Raw genomic sequence first — 16576 nt, 5'->3', positions numbered from 1 at the left:
GCTCTACCGCTCTAACGGAGGCGAGCAAGAGCACCCCATCAGGCACAATTCGCAAACAAGGCATTAGGAGGTATGGACATGCGAGCTTCTCGAATCAGCTTTTGCCCCTCGAGAGCTTCACTTTCCGCGTCGCCACGCGCTCCGTAAGCGCAGGGGTATGGGAGACGAGCAGCATGCCGGCACCTTCCCGCTCGGCATAGTCCAGCAACACGCGCCAGATATGCGCTTGCGTGACCGCATCCAGCATCGTGGAAACTTCGTCGCAGATGAGGTAGCGCGGACGCGTGGCAAGCGCGCGGGCTATGCAGAAGCGCTGTAGCTCGCCGCCGGAGAGCTCATGTGGGTAGCGCTGCATCCACTCATCGCGAATCCCCAGGTTGTCGAGGAGTTCTTGCGGCACGTCGCCCGCCTCCGCCAGCGTTTTGCGCATGCGCAGGCGCGGATCGACCGCCTGCTCGGGATGCTGCTGGATCAGCTGCACCGGGCATACTCCGCGACGCGGAAGTGGCCGACCATCGAGCAGCACCTCGCCAGCCTGCGGACGCTCGAACCCAGCGAGCACGCGGCACAGGGTGGTCTTGCCAAATCCCGAGGGAGCCTGAAGCGCCACGCGCTCGCTGGGCTCGACTTGCAGGCTGAACCCGCTGTACAGGGGTTTTGCGCCGGGGTAACCGAACGTGATGTCTCGAGCCTCTAGCACGAGCGACCTCCCTTGTCAATCGATGCGTTGCCGCGGCCTTGCTCGTCCGTGCTCGCCGTAGCCGCGAAATCGTGCTCGGGAAGGGCATGCCACAGCGCGCGGGTGAACGGGTCGCTCAGAAGCGCGGGGTCGGCGAAGTTCGCGACCGCCGCCTCTTCCACCACGGTGCCATCCTTGAAGACGGCAACGCGATCGGCAACGCGCAGCGCGAGCTCGATATCGTGCGTGATCAGCAGCACGCCGTTGCCCTCGTTGGCAAAGGAGCGGAAGTCGTCCAGCGCTCGGACCGCGAGGTCGAGGTCGAGCCCAGGCGTTGGCTCGTCGGCCACGATCACCCGCGGATCGTCCATGAGCGCGCAGCAGAGCAGCACGCGGCGCGCCATGCCGCCAGAAAGCTCATGAGGGTAAAGGCGCGCAACCTCGGGACCGAGCCCGTAGCGCTCGAACAGCTGCTCGCGGCGCGCTTTGCGCTCGGCCTTCGACAGCGCGTTCGCGAAGCCTTCGACCTGTTTCCCCACGCGCATCATGGGGTCCAAATGGCTCACGCTTTGCGGCACGAGCGACAGTCCGTGCCCGCGCAGCGCGCGCAAGCCTTCCGCATCCATGCGCTCGCCGTCGAACCAGATGCGTCCCGTCACCGTGGAGTTAGGCTCGAACAATCCCAGCACCGCATCGGCGAGAAGCGTCTTGCCCGAGCCCGATGCGCCCACCACAGCCACGATCTCGCCCGCGTGGACGGCGATACTCAACCCGTGGAGCACCTGGACATCGCGCTGCTTCGCCTGGAAGTACGGCGCATCCTCGTCGTACATGCAAAAGCTCACGTTCAAATCCTCGACCTGCAAAAGGTGGTGCCCGCCGTCATGGTGCGACGTCGCCGCATGTGTGTGATGATGGTGCAGCTGCGCATCCTTGTGCGTGGTTTGCTCGTGAGCGATCGCGGCAGCCTTGTTCGCCGAAGCCGCTTGCGCAGCCGCGCCGTCGTTTGCCTTCTCCAACATCTTCCCCACCTATTTCTGCGCCGTATGCGGGTCAACGAGCTTTCGCAAACCCTGACCAGCCACATCGAAGAGCAGCACCGTCGCCATGAGCGCCAAACCCGGAAACACGGCAAGCCACCAGGCACCCGTAGATAGGTAGCTCATCGACTCACTCAAGATCACGCCGATTGCCGGCTGCTCGGGCGGCAATCCGAAGCCGAGGAACGTGATTGCCGCCTCATGAAGGATGGCGTGCGGAAAGAGCAGAATAAGCCCCACCACGAACTGCGGCAACACGTAGGGCACCATATGGTGCAACGCGATGCGCGCCGGGCTTTGCCCCAACTTGCGCGCAACTTCGACGAACTTCGACTCGCGGCATTGCAGCACCTCGGCACGAACGACGCGCGCAAGGCTCGGCCAATGCGTCACGGCAACGCCGATGGTCACGCCCCAGAAGCCCTTCCCGATTGCATAGGAGATGAGCACCAGAAGCACGATGTGGGGAACACCCATCATCAGGTCAATCAGCCAGCTGATCACGGCATCGACGCGTTTCCCGCCAAGCGCGGCAGCACACCCGAGCACGAGTGCAATCACCGACGAGACGGTGGCCGCCAGCAAGCCCACCAGCACGCTTGTGGACAGGCCCGCAAGCGTGCGCGAAAGCATGTCGCAACCCATCCAGTCGGTGCCGAAGGGGTGGGCAAGCGAGGGCGCCAGATTCTTCGCGGTGAAGTCTGTGACTGTCGCCTGACTGTAAAGCACAAGCCCCGACGCCACCACAATGGCGAGCGCGCAGGCGGCCGCGATGCACGCGACGAGCGTGGTTGCCCGATTGCCACGCGAACGCTGCACGGGAGTATGGAGAACCTCTTCCATCAAGCCCTCCCCTCGCCGATGCGCATGCGCGGATCGAGCACGCCATAGAGAATATTAGCCAGCAGGTTGCCGCCGAACACGAGTGCGGCACTCACGAGCGCGATGCCCGCGAGAAGCGCCACGTCGCCGCCTAACCCTGCGGTCACAGCCGCCTGCCCCAGGCCGGGATAAGAAAACACCTGCTCTACCAGCACCGACCCGCCAAAGACCTCGGAGATGAACGCACACTGCAGCGTGACGGCCGGCAGCGCGACGTTGCGCAAGCCGTGGTGCATGATCACGCTCAGCTCCGACTCGCCGCGCGCGCGTGCGAAGCGCACGTAGTCGCTTTCCAGTACATCAACAACCTTCTCGCGCGTATGGAGCGCGATGTTAGCCGCTCCCGTCACCGAGAGCGTGAGCGCAGGAAGCACCAGGTGATGCACGGCATCGGCCAACGTCACGTCCGCCGCCGACACGCCGATGGGCACGGAGAACCCGATGGGGAACCAGCCTAGCTGCACGGCGAACACCATCAAGATGAGCAAGCCGAGCCAGAACGTAGGGGTCGAAGCCAAAAGAAAGCAATAGCTGCGAACCACCCGATCGAGCGCACCGCCGCGGCGAGCGCCCGCAGCAACGCCGAGCGCAAACCCCAACGCGCCGCTGAACAGCCACGCGATGCCCATGAGCGCCAACGAGTTGGCGGCTCGGTGCGCAATGACCACGGACACCGGCGCATTGAACCTGAGCGATGTTCCCATGTCGCCCTGCAGAAGGGCACCTGCCCAGTTGGCAAAGCGCTCCCAAAACGGCACGTCGCCGCCCCAGTAGCTCGCCAGCTGAGCTCGTTTGGCCTCCGACATGTTCACATACGCGGCCTGCCCCACGTTCGCTTGCACGGGGTCGATCGGCGACATGCTCACCAGCGCGAACACCACCAACCCCACGGCAAGCATCAGCAGCGCGAACCGCACGATATGTCGAGCAAGATATTTCGTCATGCGAAGCTGCGCCTACCAGCTCCACTTGTCGACGTTGTTCACGATCGACCAGCCATGTCCATGCGGATGCGGCTTCTGGTCGGCGACCTTCAAGCCATCGGCCACGAAATACAGGTGGTCGACGTTGGCGAACCACACCCACGTGGCAGCGCCTTGCGGAGCCACGCCGTTCTCGCCGTCCCACATGGCAAGCTTCCACTCGTCATACGAGTCGGCGATCACAGGGTTGGCCAGCGCGGCGTTCAGATGCGCGTCCACCGCCGCGTTCTCGTAGCACGCGTAGTTGCCATTGCCCGTCGAGTAGTTCAGGTTGTAGATCTCGATCGGGCTGTTCGAGCCCCAGCCCCACACGACGGGGTCGCTGAACTGGTGTCGGTAGATATCGTCCCAGCTTGCACCCTTCGGCGACACCTTGATACCGAGCTCGCCCATCTGGTTGGCAAACTCCATGGCGATGGCCTGGCGCACCGAGTCGGACGCCGAGTAGTACAAATCGAACGCTGCCGGCACGCCGTCCTTCATGCGAACGCCGTCGGACCCGAGCGCCCAGCCCGCCTCGTCGAGCAACGCCTTGGCGCGGGAGATATCCTGCTCGCATCGCATATCGTCAGATGACCAGGGCATATTGTCGCTCACGCTGTACGCGACCTCGCCATAGCCGTTCAAGACGTTGTCAATGAGCGTCTGACGGTTCACGCCGTAGTTGATGGCGCGGCGCAACGAGAGGTCCTGCGTGACGTCGTTGCCTGCGGGATACTCCTCGCCCGTCTGCTTCTTCGTAGCGCCCGCCGCGATGGTGGGAAGGGAGATTCCGCGCGAGTCTACCGATGCGCAGTTCAGCAGGTCGTAGCCCGTCGGCTGCTGGTCGGCGTAGGTGGCCACCGTGTAGGCAACGTCCACCTGGCCGGAGCGAGCCGCCGCAAGGCTTGCGTCCTCTTCCATGAACACCACCACGACACGATCGATCTTCGGGGCATCGCCGTAGTAGTCGGGATTGGCCTTCAGGATAACCTGCTGTCCATGATCCCATTGCTCCAGCATGTAGCGGCCGCTGCCGATCGGGTTGGTGCCGTAATCACTGCCGTGTCCGCCATCGGGAACGATGCCAATAACGGCCAACGTGTACAGGAACGCGTTGAAGGGCTTGTTCAGATGGATTTCGCACGTTTCGTCGTCTACGGCGACCGCCTTGTCAACCATAGTCAGATCGCACTCGCTGGCCTCGCTGTTCGCAACGCCGTTGATCGTGTAGGCCACATCATGCGCCGTGAGCGCCTTGCCGTTGGTGAACTTCGCGTCCGCGCGAATGGTGAACGTCCACGTGAGGCCGTCGTTGCTGCAGGAATACGCCGTCGCGAGGTCGTTTTCGAAGCCCATATCGGCCGTCGTGGTCAGAAGCGTGGACTGGATAAGCGGCTCATGCACATGCTCGCCGCAGCCCCAGGAGACGAAGGGGTCGAAGCCAGCGGCGGGCTCGCTGCTCACGGGCATGGAGACGGTTACCTGCGATGCGTGTCCCTCGCTCTTCGAAGTGGCGCCCTTATCCGAGCTGCCCGAGCCCGAATCGCTTGCACACGCGCTCAACACGCCGCCGAAGCCCACCGCAGCCGCGCTCACGCCTGCCGCCTGCAAAAACGTTCGCCTTGAGAAGCTTTTCATCGAGATGTCCTTTCATCGGCCAAGCAGAGCGCGCAGCTGATGCGGTTTCGGCGCACCTGCTTAGTGTTACGGGATACAAATCTGTAACACACTATAGCAGACAGAACAGCATTCAGTGTTACGAAGAGAGAAATCGTAACTCCATTATGTGAACGGTCTCGATATTGAGGCGCACGGCAAGAAAGCCCACAGGCGGAATGGAAGATGCGCTTTCCTCGGGTTATTTGAAGATCGGTTTCGCGGCCTTCCCCGAAAGCTCAACCTTGGGTGTTTGCGCGGACTTATCGGAGGGCTCCGAATCAGCCGCTTGCGCACCTTCAACCGAGAGCTTGACCTCAACCGGTTGCGCGTCCCCGCTCGAAAGATCCACCTCGCGAGACGTTTTCTCCTCGCGCTGCGTCACGAGCAGCACCATGATCACGATGAGCGCGCAGCCGGCGATGTCAAAGGGAGTGATGGGCGTTCCGAGCCAGAGCGTGGAGAACGCCATCGCCGCAACCGGCTCGATACTGCCGACAAGCCCCGCGCGCATGGGGCCCGCAAGTTTCACACCCTGCAAGAACAGCAGGTAGGCGAAGAACGTGCCGACGATCACCAGCGCCGCCATGGCGGCGACGATGCCGGGGGTCACTTCGACGTGCATGTTCCACGGCTGCACGACGGCGTTCGCGATGATCGCCGCCATCGTCATGGAGACCGTCGTGGTGACAACGCTCCCCCATCGTTCAAGCAGGTGCACCGGCATCATCGTGTAGAAGACGAGCGCGCACGCAGATGCCGCGCCCCACATGAGCGCCTCGGCGGGAATGGCGAGCATGCCGAGGTTTCCCTTCGTCGCGATGCAGATTGTGCCGACGATGGCCAAAACGACGCCCAAAAGCTCGCGGCGCATCGGGGCGCGGCGAGCTTTTACGCAGGTTATGAGCATGATGAGGATGAGGCCGCATCGCTCGAACACGGTCGCCGTGCCCGCATTGCTGACAGAGATACACCCCTGGTAGCACACCTGGACAAGCAGCACGCCGAAAATGGAGAACGCGAGAAGACGTCCCAGCTCGCGGGGCTGTTTGAGCAGGCAAAGGAGCTCATCGCGATGCGTTGCTGTGCAAAATACCAGGTAGAGCAATGAGGCGAACACAAGGCGTACGCACACGTTCCACGCTAAGGGAACGCCGTAGATATCCATGAGCAGCTGCGCGCACGTGCCGGAAAAGCCCCAGCATATGGCGCCGCCCGCCGTGAGCAGAACGCCCTTCGCGACCGAACTACCCCGCATGATCGCCCAGCATCTTCTTGAGGAACTTTCCGGTAAAGCTACCTTCCACCTGCGCTATCTCTTCAGGCGTACCGGTGGCGATAATCGTTCCGCCCCGCTCGCCTCCTTCAGGGCCCAAGTCGACGATATGGTCGGCGGACTTGATGACGTCGAGATTGTGCTCGATGACGAGCACCGTGTTGCCAGCGTCAACCAGGCGCTGCAACACGACGAGCAGCTGGCGCACGTCTTCGAAGTGCAAGCCCGTCGTCGGCTCATCGAGAATATAGAACGTCTTTCCCGTGGAGCGCTTCTGAAGCTCGCTTGCAAGCTTGACGCGCTGGGCTTCGCCGCCCGAAAGGGTCGTTGCCGCCTGACCGAGACGAATGTAGCCGAGCCCCACGTCGAACAGCGTCTGGAGCTTACGCTTAATGCCGGGGATGTGCTCGAAGAACACAAGCGCATCCTCGACCGTCATGTCGAGGACCTCGGCGATGTTCTTCCCACGATAGGTGACCTGGAGCGTCTCGCGGTTGTAGCGCTTCCCCCCGCAAACCTCGCAGGGAACGTACACGTCGGGAAGGAAGTGCATCTCGATTTTAATCTGGCCGTCGCCTTTGCAGGCCTCGCAGCGGCCGCCGCTCACGTTGAAGCTGAAGCGACCTGGAGCATATCCGCGCGCCTTCGCCTCCTGCGTCGAGGAGAACAGGGCGCGAATGTCGTCCCACAGCCCGATATAGGTGGCAGGGTTGCTGCGCGGGGTTCGACCGATAGGGCTTTGGTCGATGTTGATGACCTTGTCGATCGACTCGAGCCCGGTGATCTTGCGGTACGCGCCCGTGCGCCGGTGCGCATGGTTCACGCGGTTGGCCAGGGCAGGCGCGAGCGTATCGGTGATAAGCGAGCTTTTGCCCGAGCCAGATACGCCGGTGATCACGGTGAACGTGCCGATAGGCACCTCAAGCGTGACGTTTTTCAGGTTGTTCTCCGAAGCGCCCGTCATCTTGATGGACCCACGCTTGGGATGGCGGCGGGTCTGGGGCACCTCGATCTTACGACGGCCCGACAGATAATCCGCCGTGAGCGAGCGCTTCGCCTTCATGATCTGGGCAGGAGTTCCCGCCGCGACCACTTCCCCGCCGCGCTCGCCCGCGCCCGGCCCCATGTCGACCACGAAGTCGGCGCTGCGGATGGTGTCCTCGTCGTGCTCGACCACAACGACGGTGTTGCCGAGGTCGCGCAGGTGCTCCAACGTGGCGATAAGCCGCTCGTTGTCGCGCTGATGCAAGCCAATCGAAGGTTCGTCTAAGATATAGAGCACGCCCATAAGCCCCGCGCCAATCTGCGTGGCGAGGCGGATGCGTTGAGCCTCGCCGCCCGACAGCGTAGCGGTGGCGCGCTCGAGCGTCAGGTAGTCGAGTCCCACGTCCACGAGGAACTTCAGTCGCGCCTTGATCTCCTTCACGATGGGCCCCGCAATGCGCTCGGCCTGGCCCGAGAACGAAAGGCCGCTGAAGAACGCGTAGGAATCGGCGGCTGACATCTCCGTCACATCGTGGATGGACTTGCCGCCCACGGTGACAGCGAGAATTTCGGGCTTCAAGCGCTTACCGTGGCAGGTCTGGCAGGGCACCGTCGCGAAATACTGCTGGAGGCGCTCGCGCTGCGTGTCGGTCTGCGCCTCCTGGTAGCGGCGCATAACCACAGCGAGCACGCCTTCCCACTCGATGTACCAGTACGTCTCGCGGCCGTCGACCGTGACGTAGTCGACGCGCACCTTCTCCTTGCCGAGGCCCGACATGATGGCCTTCTGCGCGCGGCGCGGCATATCCTCCCACGGCGTGGACGAGTCGACGCCCATGTGCGCCGCTACCGCCTTGATGACCTGCGGATAGTAGTTCCCCGTACGAAACGGCGCGATGACGCCCTCATCGAGGGAAAGCGACGGGTCGGGCACCACGAGCGAGGGGTCGACCTCGTCGCGGCTGCCGATTCCCAGGCAGTCGGGGCAGGCGCCGTACGGTGCATTGAAGGAGAAGTCGCGCGGCTGAAGCTCGTCCATGGAATGACCATGTTCGGGACAGGCGAGCGCAAGCGAGAAGAGGTGTTCCCCTGCGCCGAGCCCACCCGTAGCGCCGCTTGAAGTACCGCCCGCCTCGCCCTGGGGCTTACCATCGGGGCCGAGCACCTGGACAAGCACGCGCCCCTCGGCGAGCTTCGTCGCGTTCTCCACCGACTCGGCGATGCGGGTCGTGGCGGATTTCTTCAGCACGACGCGGTCGACAACAACGTCGATGAAGTGCTTGATCTTCTTGTTCAAGGTGATGGGCTCGCCCGTGAGCTTCACGATTTCGCCATCGATGCGCACGCGGGAGAAGCCCTCCTTCGCAAGGTCGGCGAAGAGCTTCGTGAACTCGCCCTTGCGGCCCGTGACTACAGGCGCCATGATGATCGCGCGAGTGCTTTCATCGGCGGCGAGCGCGAGGATATCGTCGGTCACCTGGTCGGTCGTCTGCTTCTTGATGACGCGCCCGCACTCCGGGCAGTGAGGGATGCCCACGCGCGCGAACAGAAGGCGCAAGTAGTCGTAGATTTCAGTAGTGGTGCCCACGGTGGAGCGCGGGTTTCTCGAGGTGGTCTTCTGGTCGATGGAGACCGCCGGGGACAAGCCGTCGATGCTGTCGAGGTCGGGCTTGCTCATCTGGCCCAGGAACATGCGTGCATAACTCGACAGGCTTTCCACGTAGCGGCGCTGGCCCTCGGCGTACATGGTGTCGAAGGCAAGGCTTGACTTGCCCGAGCCCGAAAGACCGGTTATGACGACCAGCTTGTCGCGCGGGATTTCCAAATCGACGTTTTTGAGGTTATGCTCGCGAGCGCCCTTGATGACGATCGAGTTTTGTCCCATGTTCCCTCATCTTCCAAAGATATCTGTGTAGCCGAACGATTGTATCGCAGCGCGCGCGAAGCCATCAATGAGAAAACATCTGTTCGCTAAAACGGCACAGGATGTTCGACGGACGGGATGCAGCCGCGTAACTTTCGATGGGACGTAGCTATACCACCTTAGATGGGACGCGGTTGTACCGCCCTCGACGAGCCACCCAAGCCTTGCGGGCACGTGAGGGACCGCAAAACCCGCTTCCCCGATGGAGTTCCTTTGATTCCGCATTCCGTTTGCTACACTGTTAGCCATGGAAGACACATCGAAAACCCGAAAGCGGCGAGAGCGCGAGAAGCGGACGATTTCCCAGATGATCGCGCTGTATTGCGCCGCGAACCACAAAGATGAGCCGCGTGAGGCCCGTGCAGTATGCGGGAAGCCCCTGTGCGCCGCATGCGCCGAGCTCGATGCGTACTGCGCGAAGCGCACGGAGCGCTGCTTGAAGATGCACGAGAAGAAGGATTGTAACTCGTGCCCCATCCACTGCTACGCGCCTGCGAAGCGCGAGGCGATTCGCGCCGTCATGCGCTTCTCAGGCCCGCGCATGCTCTTCGCCCACCCCGTAGCCGCTCTTCGACACCTCCTGGGAAAATGACTGACTAGCGAGGAAGCGCCTGGTCATGCACCTTCTTTAGCCGTTCCACCGACAGGTGCGTATACACCTGCGTGGTGGAAAGCTGAGCATGCCCGAGCATTTCCTGGACGCTGCGCAAATCGGCGCCGCCGTTGAGAAGGTCGGTCGCGAAGGTATGGCGCATATCGTGCGGCGATAGGGAGTCGTCAAGCCCCGCCTCGCGCACCGTCGCCTTGAACATCTTGCGCATCGCATCGGTCTTCATCTGGTTGCCGCGCGTCGATACGAAGAAGTACGGGCACTCCTTGCCGTCGAGCAGCTTCGGGCGCGCCACGAGCGCATATCGCCTGAGGGAGTCCACGGCCAGATCGTGCAAGGGGACGATGCGCTCCTTCGAGCCCTTGCCGAACAGGCGCGCCTGCTTCTCGTCGAAGTCGATATTAACAGCAAGCAGGCCCGACGTCTCGGAGATGCGCGCGCCGCACGCATAGAGGAATTCGAGTATCGCCTGGTCGCGCATATCGGTAAGCGACTGCTCGCGGGGGCGCCCCTTCAAATCGCGCGAGGCGTGGACCGACAGCAGCCGTGCCATATCGCGCGGGCGAAGAACCTGCGGAAGGTGCTTTCCGCTCTTCGGCCCGATGAGCGCGCTCGCCGGATTGGCGTCAACGCGTCCTGTCACGTTCAGCCAGCGGAAAAACGTGCGCAGCGCCGAAAGGCGGCGGTTGACCGTCCTGCGCGAATAGCGCGCCGCATCGAGCTGCGCCAGATAGCACCGCAGGTCCCGATGGCTTGCATGGAGCGCATCGAGCTTCTCGCGATAAGCCCACCGACCGTAGTCCCCTAAGTCGGTCCGATAGGCGCGAACGGTGTTACCCGAGGCGTTTCGCTCTGCAACGAGCGCATCGCAGAAGTCATCGATGGCGCATGAGACCACGACGTCAATCTGCTGTTCCTCAGCGACGGCCTCATCACCCGCCACGGAGGAAGATCGCTTGCTTTCCGCAGCCATGAGCTAACGCTCGCCCCCTTCTTCCGAAGGCAGGAGCCCGCGCTGGCGTAGCTGGCCGCAATAGTCTGCAAGCGCCTCGGACCCGCGGCGTGCGTAGGCCGCATAGCGCTCGCGCTTGTTGCGGATTCGCTCGTCAAGCGGGCGCATAATGCCGAAATTGACGTGCATCGGCTGATACCCCGTCGTCTGAGGGTTGGTCGCGTAGCCCATGAGCGCGCCGAACGCCGTATCCTCGGAAAGAGGAAGCGGCTTCTCGCCCGAAAGCTCGGCTACGACGGCGAGCGACGCATGGAGCCCCGAGCGGATGGCCTCGCAATAGCCTTCCGTGCCGGCGAGCTGCCCCGCCACATAGACGGGAACGCCCCACCGCGCCTCAATCTCTGGGCGGAACCTCAGGTTGGAGTCGAGAAGCGAAGGCGCGTTGATGAAGGTGTTGCGGTGCATGACCCCATAGCGCGCGAACTCGGCGCTCTCGAGCCCCGGAATCATGCGGAACACACGCCGCTGCTCGGGAAACGTGAGGTTGGTCTGGAAGCCGACAAGGTTGTAGCTTTCGCCATGGGCGTCCTCGGCGCGCAGCTGGAGCGCTGCCCAAGGCCTGCGACCCGTACGCGGGTCGGTAAGCCCCACGGGTTTCAAGGCCCCAAAACGGGGCGCGTCGATTCCCGTGCGGGCGATCTCCTCGATCGGCTGGCACGCCTGAAAGAGGTCCTTCGACTCGAACTCGCGCTTGATCACGCGCTCAGCACCGACCAATTCCTGAGCGAAAGCCTCGTACTCCTCCTTGCTGAACGGGGCGTTCAGGTAATCGCCCGCGCCCTCCTCGTAGCGACTTTGGGAGAAAAGCTTCTCGCGATCGAGGGACTCCGCCATGACGACGGGCGCCGCAGCGTCGAAGAAGGCTAGGTTGTCAGCACCTGTTGCCTCGCACAGCGACTGGGCCAGATCGCCCTCGGTCAATGGACCGGTGGCGACGATGAGCGCGTCGACGCCCACCGCCTCCTCATCAAGGCTCCTTGCGAGACGACGGGAGATCTCAATGCAAGGATGGGCGCAAAGGCGCGCCGTCACCTCGCTCGAGAACGCATCGCGGTCAACGGCGAGCGCGCCGCCCGCGGCCACCCGGTTGCGCATCGCGGCGTCGATGAGATGAGACCCAAGCGCGGAGAGCTCCGCTTTGAGCATTCCCGCAGCACTGTCGGGGTTGGTGCTCTTAAGCGAGTTCGAGCACACGAGCTCCGCGGCGTTACCGGTTTTATGCACGGCGGTGCCCACCTCGGGGCGCATCTCGACAAGCTCCACACGAATGCCGCGATCGGCGAGCTGGAGCGCCGCCTCGCTGCCCGCGAGCCCTGCGCCCAAAATGCGCACCACACGTTGACTGTCGCCCATCGATTCCTCCTCGAAAGCAAAAGGCAGCGGGCGAAAGACCCGGCCTCTCAGTGCAAAAGAGCGGGCACGGCGCCCGCGTCGTGAGATTATACCAGAGGGCGCACCACCGGCCCGAAGCGCCCGTCGGGATACCGCTGCACCTCCCCTTCCTGCTCGAGCTTCGCCAAGCGCAGCATGAGCCAGGCCCACGGGTCATCGCCTGCAGGCACGCACTCTTTCGCGATGTCGCGAAGCTTTTCCATCCCCAAAGGCTCGGCCCGAAGCGCCGCGACGAGGGGGTCGGCAGCTTGGCGGCCCGCCAAAGCGCCATCCCCTGGGCCCTCGCCCGGGAAGGTCTCCTGCCGCAAGCATCCGTATATGCTGAAAAGGGCATCGAGAAACGTATCGTCGTCGATGATGGGCACCGCACCTTGCGAAATCAGGCGATTTGCCCCGCGGGAGGACGCCGATGTTATCGACCCAGGTACGGCGAGAACCTCGCTTCCTGCCGCGAGCGCCTCGTCTGCGGTGGAGAAGGTGCCCGAAGGCAGCCCCGCCTCGACGATGAGCGTTGCCGCAGAGAGGCTTGCTATGAGGCGGTTCCTCGCGCGAAAGGCATACGGCACCGGCGGGAACGTCCAGTCGCGCTCGGAGACGACAGCGCCCCCGCCATCGATGATCGACTGGAAGAGCGCAGCATTTTCCGCCGGGTAGATACGGTCGCAGCCGCCGCCGAGAAACGCCACCGTCGGCGCGCCTTCGGCAATCGCCGCGCGATGGGCCTCGGAATCGCACCCGCGCGCGCCGCCCGATACGATGACAAGGCCCCGTGCGGCGGCGAGCGTCGAGAAGCGCCGCGCGCATCCGCGCCCGTAGGGTGTCGCCTTGCGGGCGCCCACAACAGAGAGCGAGGGCATCCGCAAGACCGTGACATTGCCTATCACGTACAGACGATCGGGAGGAGAACCGCACCGCAAAAAGCGCTCGGGGTAGTCTTCGCTCCCCCGCTCGACGACCGATTTAGGCCCAGAGAGCACCGCGGTCTGCGCAACTGTCGCGCTCATACGCCCACCCCTTCCCTCACCCGAAAACTGAGCGCCTCGCACAGATGCGTCATCAGCACTTCGTGGGACTCTTCCATATCGGCAATGGTGCGCGCAACGGAGAGGGTGCGCATGATGGCGCGGCCGCTCATGTTGTGGGCTTTCGCAGACTGCTCGAAGAACTCGCGGCTCGACTCGGAAAGATGGCAATCGCGCACCAAGTCGGCCGGCCGTCTTGGTCCCGACGCGGCCTCATCGGGAGAAACGGATGCCGACACGCGAGCCCCCGCGTCGTGCAGCGACCTCCACCGCGCGAACTCCCTCGCTTTCAACACCCCTTCCCGTAGCGTCTCCGACGACGTTCCCGACCCCGTCGCGATTACGTCGCTTGGGGGAATCCTCTGAACATCGAGATGCAAATCGATTCGATCCATAAGCGGACCCCCTATGCGTCCTTGGTAGTTCTTCACCTGGGTGAGCGTGCACGTGCATGCAGTCTCCTCGTCCCCCAAATGACCGCACGGGCAAGGGTTCGAGGCCGCGACCAGCATGAACCGCGCGGGGAACGTGACCGTACCGTCGGCGCGGGTAAGCCTAACCTCCCCTGTTTCCATCGGCTGGCGTATGCCCTGCAGAACCGAGCTCTTGAATTCGGATAGCTCGTCAAGGAAGAGCACGCCGTTGTGCGCAAGTGTTATCTCGCCCGGACGAATCGGGGACCCTCCCCCGACCAACCCCGCAAGCGATGCCGAGTGGTGGGGCTTGCGAAACGGCCGCACCCCCGACAGGATCGCTGCGATCGACTCCCCCGCCACCGAGTGGATAAGAGCAGTTTCAAGCGCCTCTTCCTGCGAGAGGGGTGGCAAAAGCGAGGGCAGCCGCGAGGCAAGCATGGTCTTACCCGACCCAGGAGGCCCCATCATGAGCACCCCATGCCTTCCCGCAGCCGCTATCTGCAGGGCGCGCTTGGCGACCTCATGCCCTGCGACATCGCGAAAATCGAGATCGCACACAGCGCTTTCAGGAACAAGGGGCGAGAGCAAGGGCAAGTCGGCTGCCGCGCGCATCCCGCCGAGAAATCGCAGGCCGTACTGGGCGAGCCCATCGACGCTCACCGTTTCGCCGTCCTCGGCGCACACAAGCGAGCAACCCCTCTTTTTAGCGCACAACGCGAAGGCGAGCGAGCCCGCCACGCCGCGCACGAAGCCCTCGAGCGAAAGCTCTCCGACGAACAGGCGGTTCTCGATGCAGGCACGATCGATTTGCCCCGTTGCGGCCAAAAGTGCAACGGCGATGGGCAGATCAAGACCCGAGCCAGTCTTTCTCAGGGAGCTTGGCGCGAGGTTGACGACGATTTTGTCGCTCGGCATCTGAAACCCGCTCGACCGAAGGGCGGCCCTCACACGCTCACGCGCCTCTTGGACCGAAGCGTCGCCCATGCCCACAATAGAGAAGCCCGGAAGCCCGTTCGACACCGCAACCTCGACGTCGACGGGTATCGCCTCGACCCCGCGCAGCGTCGCGCCGAGCACCGTGCATCGACCATACATTACCAACCAACCCCGAACGCGTCGATATGGTGGCGAATGAATGCACGGTCGGGTCCGATAAGGGTGAGCGCGACGACGTCGAAGCGGACCGGCACGTCGGTTACCTCGGAATGCTCGAGATACAGACAGGCGATCTTCTCGTATCGCGCGCGCTTCTCCTTGGTGACCGCCTCCCCAGGAAGGCCGTTTGCAGCGCTCGTCCTGGTTTTCACCTCCACGAACACGATGGTGTCCCCATCGAGGGCGATGATGTCCGCCTCCCCAGCGATGCAGGTCCAATTGCGCTCGACGATGTCGTAGCCACGCCTCACGAGGTAGCGTGCGGCCGCCTCCTCGCCCTTGCGGCCGAGGTCTTTGTTGTGCATGTTCTTCTTGCTCGATGAGCCCTTTTTGGGCTTGCGCTGCTTCGGGGCAGAATCCTCTTCGGGTACGCAAGCGACAGGTCGGTTCGTCATGATGGTGCTCCTTTCTCGGGGACGGAGCACCATCATAGAGACGCATTCTGCCAGAACATGCACAGGGTCCTTGCCGATTCCTTACGACTAAGGTGACAATTCACGGCAGCGAATGCCAAAGAAGGGAGCCGGATATACGTTGCAAATTCCCTGGGAAGGAGAAAAAACCAGGCGCAATATCGCCCGCAAATCGCAAAAACCTGGCAGGAACCTGGCAAGAATCAAACAGCGATTCGCCTCATCGGCGCCGAAGGTCGCAGCCGTTCGCCAAAAGCGGCGGAAAACCTTGCTAGAACAGCGCTTGCTGCGTGAACGCCGTGCAGAAGCTCTTGCGATGAATGGGGCTTAAGCCCACGCGCTCGATGGCGTCAATGTGGGCTTGGCTTGCATAACCCTTGTTCTCAGCAAAGTGATACTCGGGATAGCTCTCCGCATAGCGGCACATGAGCGCATCCCTCTCGACTTTCGCCACAATGGAAGCCGCCGCGATCGACGCGCATTTGCCGTCGCCCTTCACGACATTGACCTCGCGCGGATCGAGATGCAGAGGGTTACCGTCGAGGAGTATGACATCGGGGCGCACCCCCGCTTGCTCGATTGCCTTAACAGCGCTTGAGAACGCGAGCCTGAGCGACGCCGTCATGCCGTGGTCGTCGATGTAGGAGGGCTCGACGTAGTGCACGTCCCAGGCAAGCGCGACACGCTTCACCTCTGCCGCGATGCGCTCGCGATCGGTAGGCTTCACCTGCTTGGAGTCGTTCAAGCCCGCAATCTTCAAGTCCGCAGGCAAGACGACGGCGCCGACCGCCAAGGGCCCCGCAAGCGGGCCGCGGCCCACCTCGTCGAGCCCGACCACGACAGCATGGGGGTTCTCTCCGCACAGCGAGCGCTCGAAAGAGTACATCGAGGCCAAGCGTGCCTCCTCGTCGGCCTCGGCCTGAAGGCGCCTCTTCGCCACAGCGAGCGCGTTTCGAACGCCCTTGCGCTCATCGGCGACGAGCGCGCGCTCGAGCACAGCAAACTCCTCCGCATCGGCCTCGGAAAGCCTCTTCTTTATCTCGGCGACCGTCACGCCCATGAGCGTCTCCTTCGAACTTCCGCGCCTCTGCGCGCACGCGCGCCGTGGCCACGATACAAGAAAAGGCCCCGAGGGGCCTTTTCGATGGAT

14 protein-coding genes are annotated in these 16576 nt (G+C 63.2%); 1 reads left to right on the top strand and 13 read right to left on the bottom strand.

Annotation, left to right across the window (positions count from 1 at the left end; genetic code table 11):
• Window positions 1-94 precede the first annotated feature (94 nt).
• From F8C90_RS04525 to uvrA, 7 genes are all read right to left on the bottom strand, one after another.
• On the bottom strand, window positions 95-700 hold the full coding sequence (locus tag F8C90_RS04525; RefSeq protein ID WP_158049264.1) for an ABC transporter ATP-binding protein: 606 nt from the start codon (window positions 698-700) through the stop codon (window positions 95-97).
• On the bottom strand, window positions 694-1701 hold the full coding sequence (locus tag F8C90_RS04520; protein WP_158049263.1) for an ATP-binding cassette domain-containing protein: 1008 nt from the start codon (window positions 1699-1701) through the stop codon (window positions 694-696). The genes F8C90_RS04525 and F8C90_RS04520 overlap by 7 nt, the downstream gene beginning before the upstream one ends.
• A gap of 9 nt (window positions 1702-1710) precedes the next feature.
• Window positions 1711-2562: an ABC transporter permease gene (locus tag F8C90_RS04515; protein WP_158049283.1), complete on the bottom strand. Its 852-nt coding sequence runs from the start codon at window positions 2560-2562 to the stop codon at window positions 1711-1713.
• On the bottom strand, window positions 2562-3545 hold the full coding sequence (locus F8C90_RS04510) for an ABC transporter permease (RefSeq protein WP_158049262.1): 984 nt from the start codon (window positions 3543-3545) through the stop codon (window positions 2562-2564). Before F8C90_RS04510 ends, F8C90_RS04515 begins: the two co-directional genes overlap by 1 nt.
• Window positions 3546-3557: 12 nt before the next feature.
• Window positions 3558-5204 (bottom strand): ABC transporter substrate-binding protein, encoded by a 1647-nt coding sequence (locus tag F8C90_RS04505; protein ID WP_158049261.1) that lies wholly within the window; start codon window positions 5202-5204, stop codon window positions 3558-3560.
• Between the two features lie 220 nt (window positions 5205-5424).
• The gene (locus F8C90_RS04500; RefSeq protein ID WP_158049260.1) at window positions 5425-6480 is read right to left on the bottom strand and encodes a DMT family transporter; all 1056 of its coding nucleotides are present in this window, start codon (window positions 6478-6480) and stop codon (window positions 5425-5427) included.
• Window positions 6470-9367 carry an excinuclease ABC subunit UvrA gene (uvrA, locus tag F8C90_RS04495; protein WP_158049259.1) on the bottom strand — a complete coding sequence of 966 codons (2898 nt, stop codon included), beginning with the start codon at window positions 9365-9367 and terminating at the stop codon, window positions 6470-6472. Before uvrA ends, F8C90_RS04500 begins: the two co-directional genes overlap by 11 nt.
• Before the next feature lie 286 nt (window positions 9368-9653).
• Here uvrA and F8C90_RS04490 point away from each other — a divergent pair, with 286 nt between their 5' ends.
• The gene (locus tag F8C90_RS04490; RefSeq protein ID WP_158049258.1) at window positions 9654-9998 is read left to right on the top strand and encodes a nitrous oxide-stimulated promoter family protein; all 345 of its coding nucleotides are present in this window, start codon (window positions 9654-9656) and stop codon (window positions 9996-9998) included.
• A 4-nt stretch (window positions 9999-10002) separates the two neighbouring features.
• Here the strand turns inward: F8C90_RS04490 and F8C90_RS04485 are convergent, their stop codons facing one another.
• From F8C90_RS04485 to F8C90_RS04460, 6 genes are all read right to left on the bottom strand, one after another.
• Window positions 10003-10989 (bottom strand): tyrosine recombinase, encoded by a 987-nt coding sequence (locus F8C90_RS04485; protein WP_158049257.1) that lies wholly within the window; start codon window positions 10987-10989, stop codon window positions 10003-10005.
• 3 nt (window positions 10990-10992) lie between these two features.
• A complete protein-coding gene (trmFO, locus tag F8C90_RS04480) occupies window positions 10993-12381 on the bottom strand; it encodes a methylenetetrahydrofolate--tRNA-(uracil(54)-C(5))-methyltransferase (FADH(2)-oxidizing) TrmFO (RefSeq protein ID WP_158049256.1) in 1389 nt (462 codons plus the stop codon).
• A gap of 86 nt (window positions 12382-12467) precedes the next feature.
• Entirely contained in the window at window positions 12468-13424 is a 957-nt protein-coding gene (gene dprA / locus F8C90_RS04475) for a DNA-processing protein DprA (RefSeq protein ID WP_158049255.1), read from the bottom strand.
• Window positions 13421-14953, bottom strand: coding sequence for a YifB family Mg chelatase-like AAA ATPase (locus F8C90_RS04470; protein WP_211361017.1), 1533 nt, complete (start codon window positions 14951-14953; stop codon window positions 13421-13423). The genes dprA and F8C90_RS04470 overlap by 4 nt, the downstream gene beginning before the upstream one ends.
• Window positions 14953-15408: a YraN family protein gene (locus tag F8C90_RS04465; RefSeq protein WP_246155782.1), complete on the bottom strand. Its 456-nt coding sequence runs from the start codon at window positions 15406-15408 to the stop codon at window positions 14953-14955. The genes F8C90_RS04470 and F8C90_RS04465 overlap by 1 nt, the downstream gene beginning before the upstream one ends.
• A gap of 289 nt (window positions 15409-15697) precedes the next feature.
• Window positions 15698-16486: a ribonuclease HII gene (locus F8C90_RS04460; protein ID WP_158049252.1), complete on the bottom strand. Its 789-nt coding sequence runs from the start codon at window positions 16484-16486 to the stop codon at window positions 15698-15700.
• Window positions 16487-16576: the final 90 nt, after the last annotated feature.

The organism is Ellagibacter isourolithinifaciens, from assembly GCF_008831035.1.
Lineage (GTDB): Bacteria > Actinomycetota > Coriobacteriia > Coriobacteriales > Eggerthellaceae > Ellagibacter > Ellagibacter isourolithinifaciens.
This window is presented reverse-complemented; position numbering and strand designations above follow the sequence as displayed.

What these genes read in the sequence shown, in the direction of transcription:
- F8C90_RS04520 (WP_158049263.1), bottom strand. Translation starts at nt 1,701, where the DNA reads ATGTTGGAGAAGGCAAACGACGGCGCGGCTGCGCAAGCGGCTTCGGCG.
- F8C90_RS04515 (WP_158049283.1), bottom strand. Translation starts at nt 2,562, where the DNA reads ATGGAAGAGGTTCTCCATACTCCCGTGCAGCGTTCGCGTGGCAATCGG.
- F8C90_RS04510 (WP_158049262.1), bottom strand. Translation starts at nt 3,545, where the DNA reads ATGACGAAATATCTTGCTCGACATATCGTGCGGTTCGCGCTGCTGATG.
- F8C90_RS04505 (WP_158049261.1), bottom strand. Translation starts at nt 5,204, where the DNA reads ATGAAAAGCTTCTCAAGGCGAACGTTTTTGCAGGCGGCAGGCGTGAGC.
- F8C90_RS04500 (WP_158049260.1), bottom strand. Translation starts at nt 6,480, where the DNA reads ATGCGGGGTAGTTCGGTCGCGAAGGGCGTTCTGCTCACGGCGGGCGGC.
- uvrA (WP_158049259.1), bottom strand. Translation starts at nt 9,367, where the DNA reads ATGGGACAAAACTCGATCGTCATCAAGGGCGCTCGCGAGCATAACCTC.
- F8C90_RS04490 (WP_158049258.1), top strand. Translation starts at nt 9,654, where the DNA reads ATGGAAGACACATCGAAAACCCGAAAGCGGCGAGAGCGCGAGAAGCGG.
- F8C90_RS04485 (WP_158049257.1), bottom strand. Translation starts at nt 10,989, where the DNA reads ATGGCTGCGGAAAGCAAGCGATCTTCCTCCGTGGCGGGTGATGAGGCC.
- trmFO (WP_158049256.1), bottom strand. Translation starts at nt 12,381, where the DNA reads ATGGGCGACAGTCAACGTGTGGTGCGCATTTTGGGCGCAGGGCTCGCG.
- dprA (WP_158049255.1), bottom strand. Translation starts at nt 13,424, where the DNA reads ATGAGCGCGACAGTTGCGCAGACCGCGGTGCTCTCTGGGCCTAAATCG.
- F8C90_RS04470 (WP_211361017.1), bottom strand. Translation starts at nt 14,953, where the DNA reads ATGTATGGTCGATGCACGGTGCTCGGCGCGACGCTGCGCGGGGTCGAG.
- F8C90_RS04465 (WP_246155782.1), bottom strand. Translation starts at nt 15,408, where the DNA reads ATGACGAACCGACCTGTCGCTTGCGTACCCGAAGAGGATTCTGCCCCG.
- F8C90_RS04460 (WP_158049252.1), bottom strand. Translation starts at nt 16,486, where the DNA reads ATGGGCGTGACGGTCGCCGAGATAAAGAAGAGGCTTTCCGAGGCCGAT.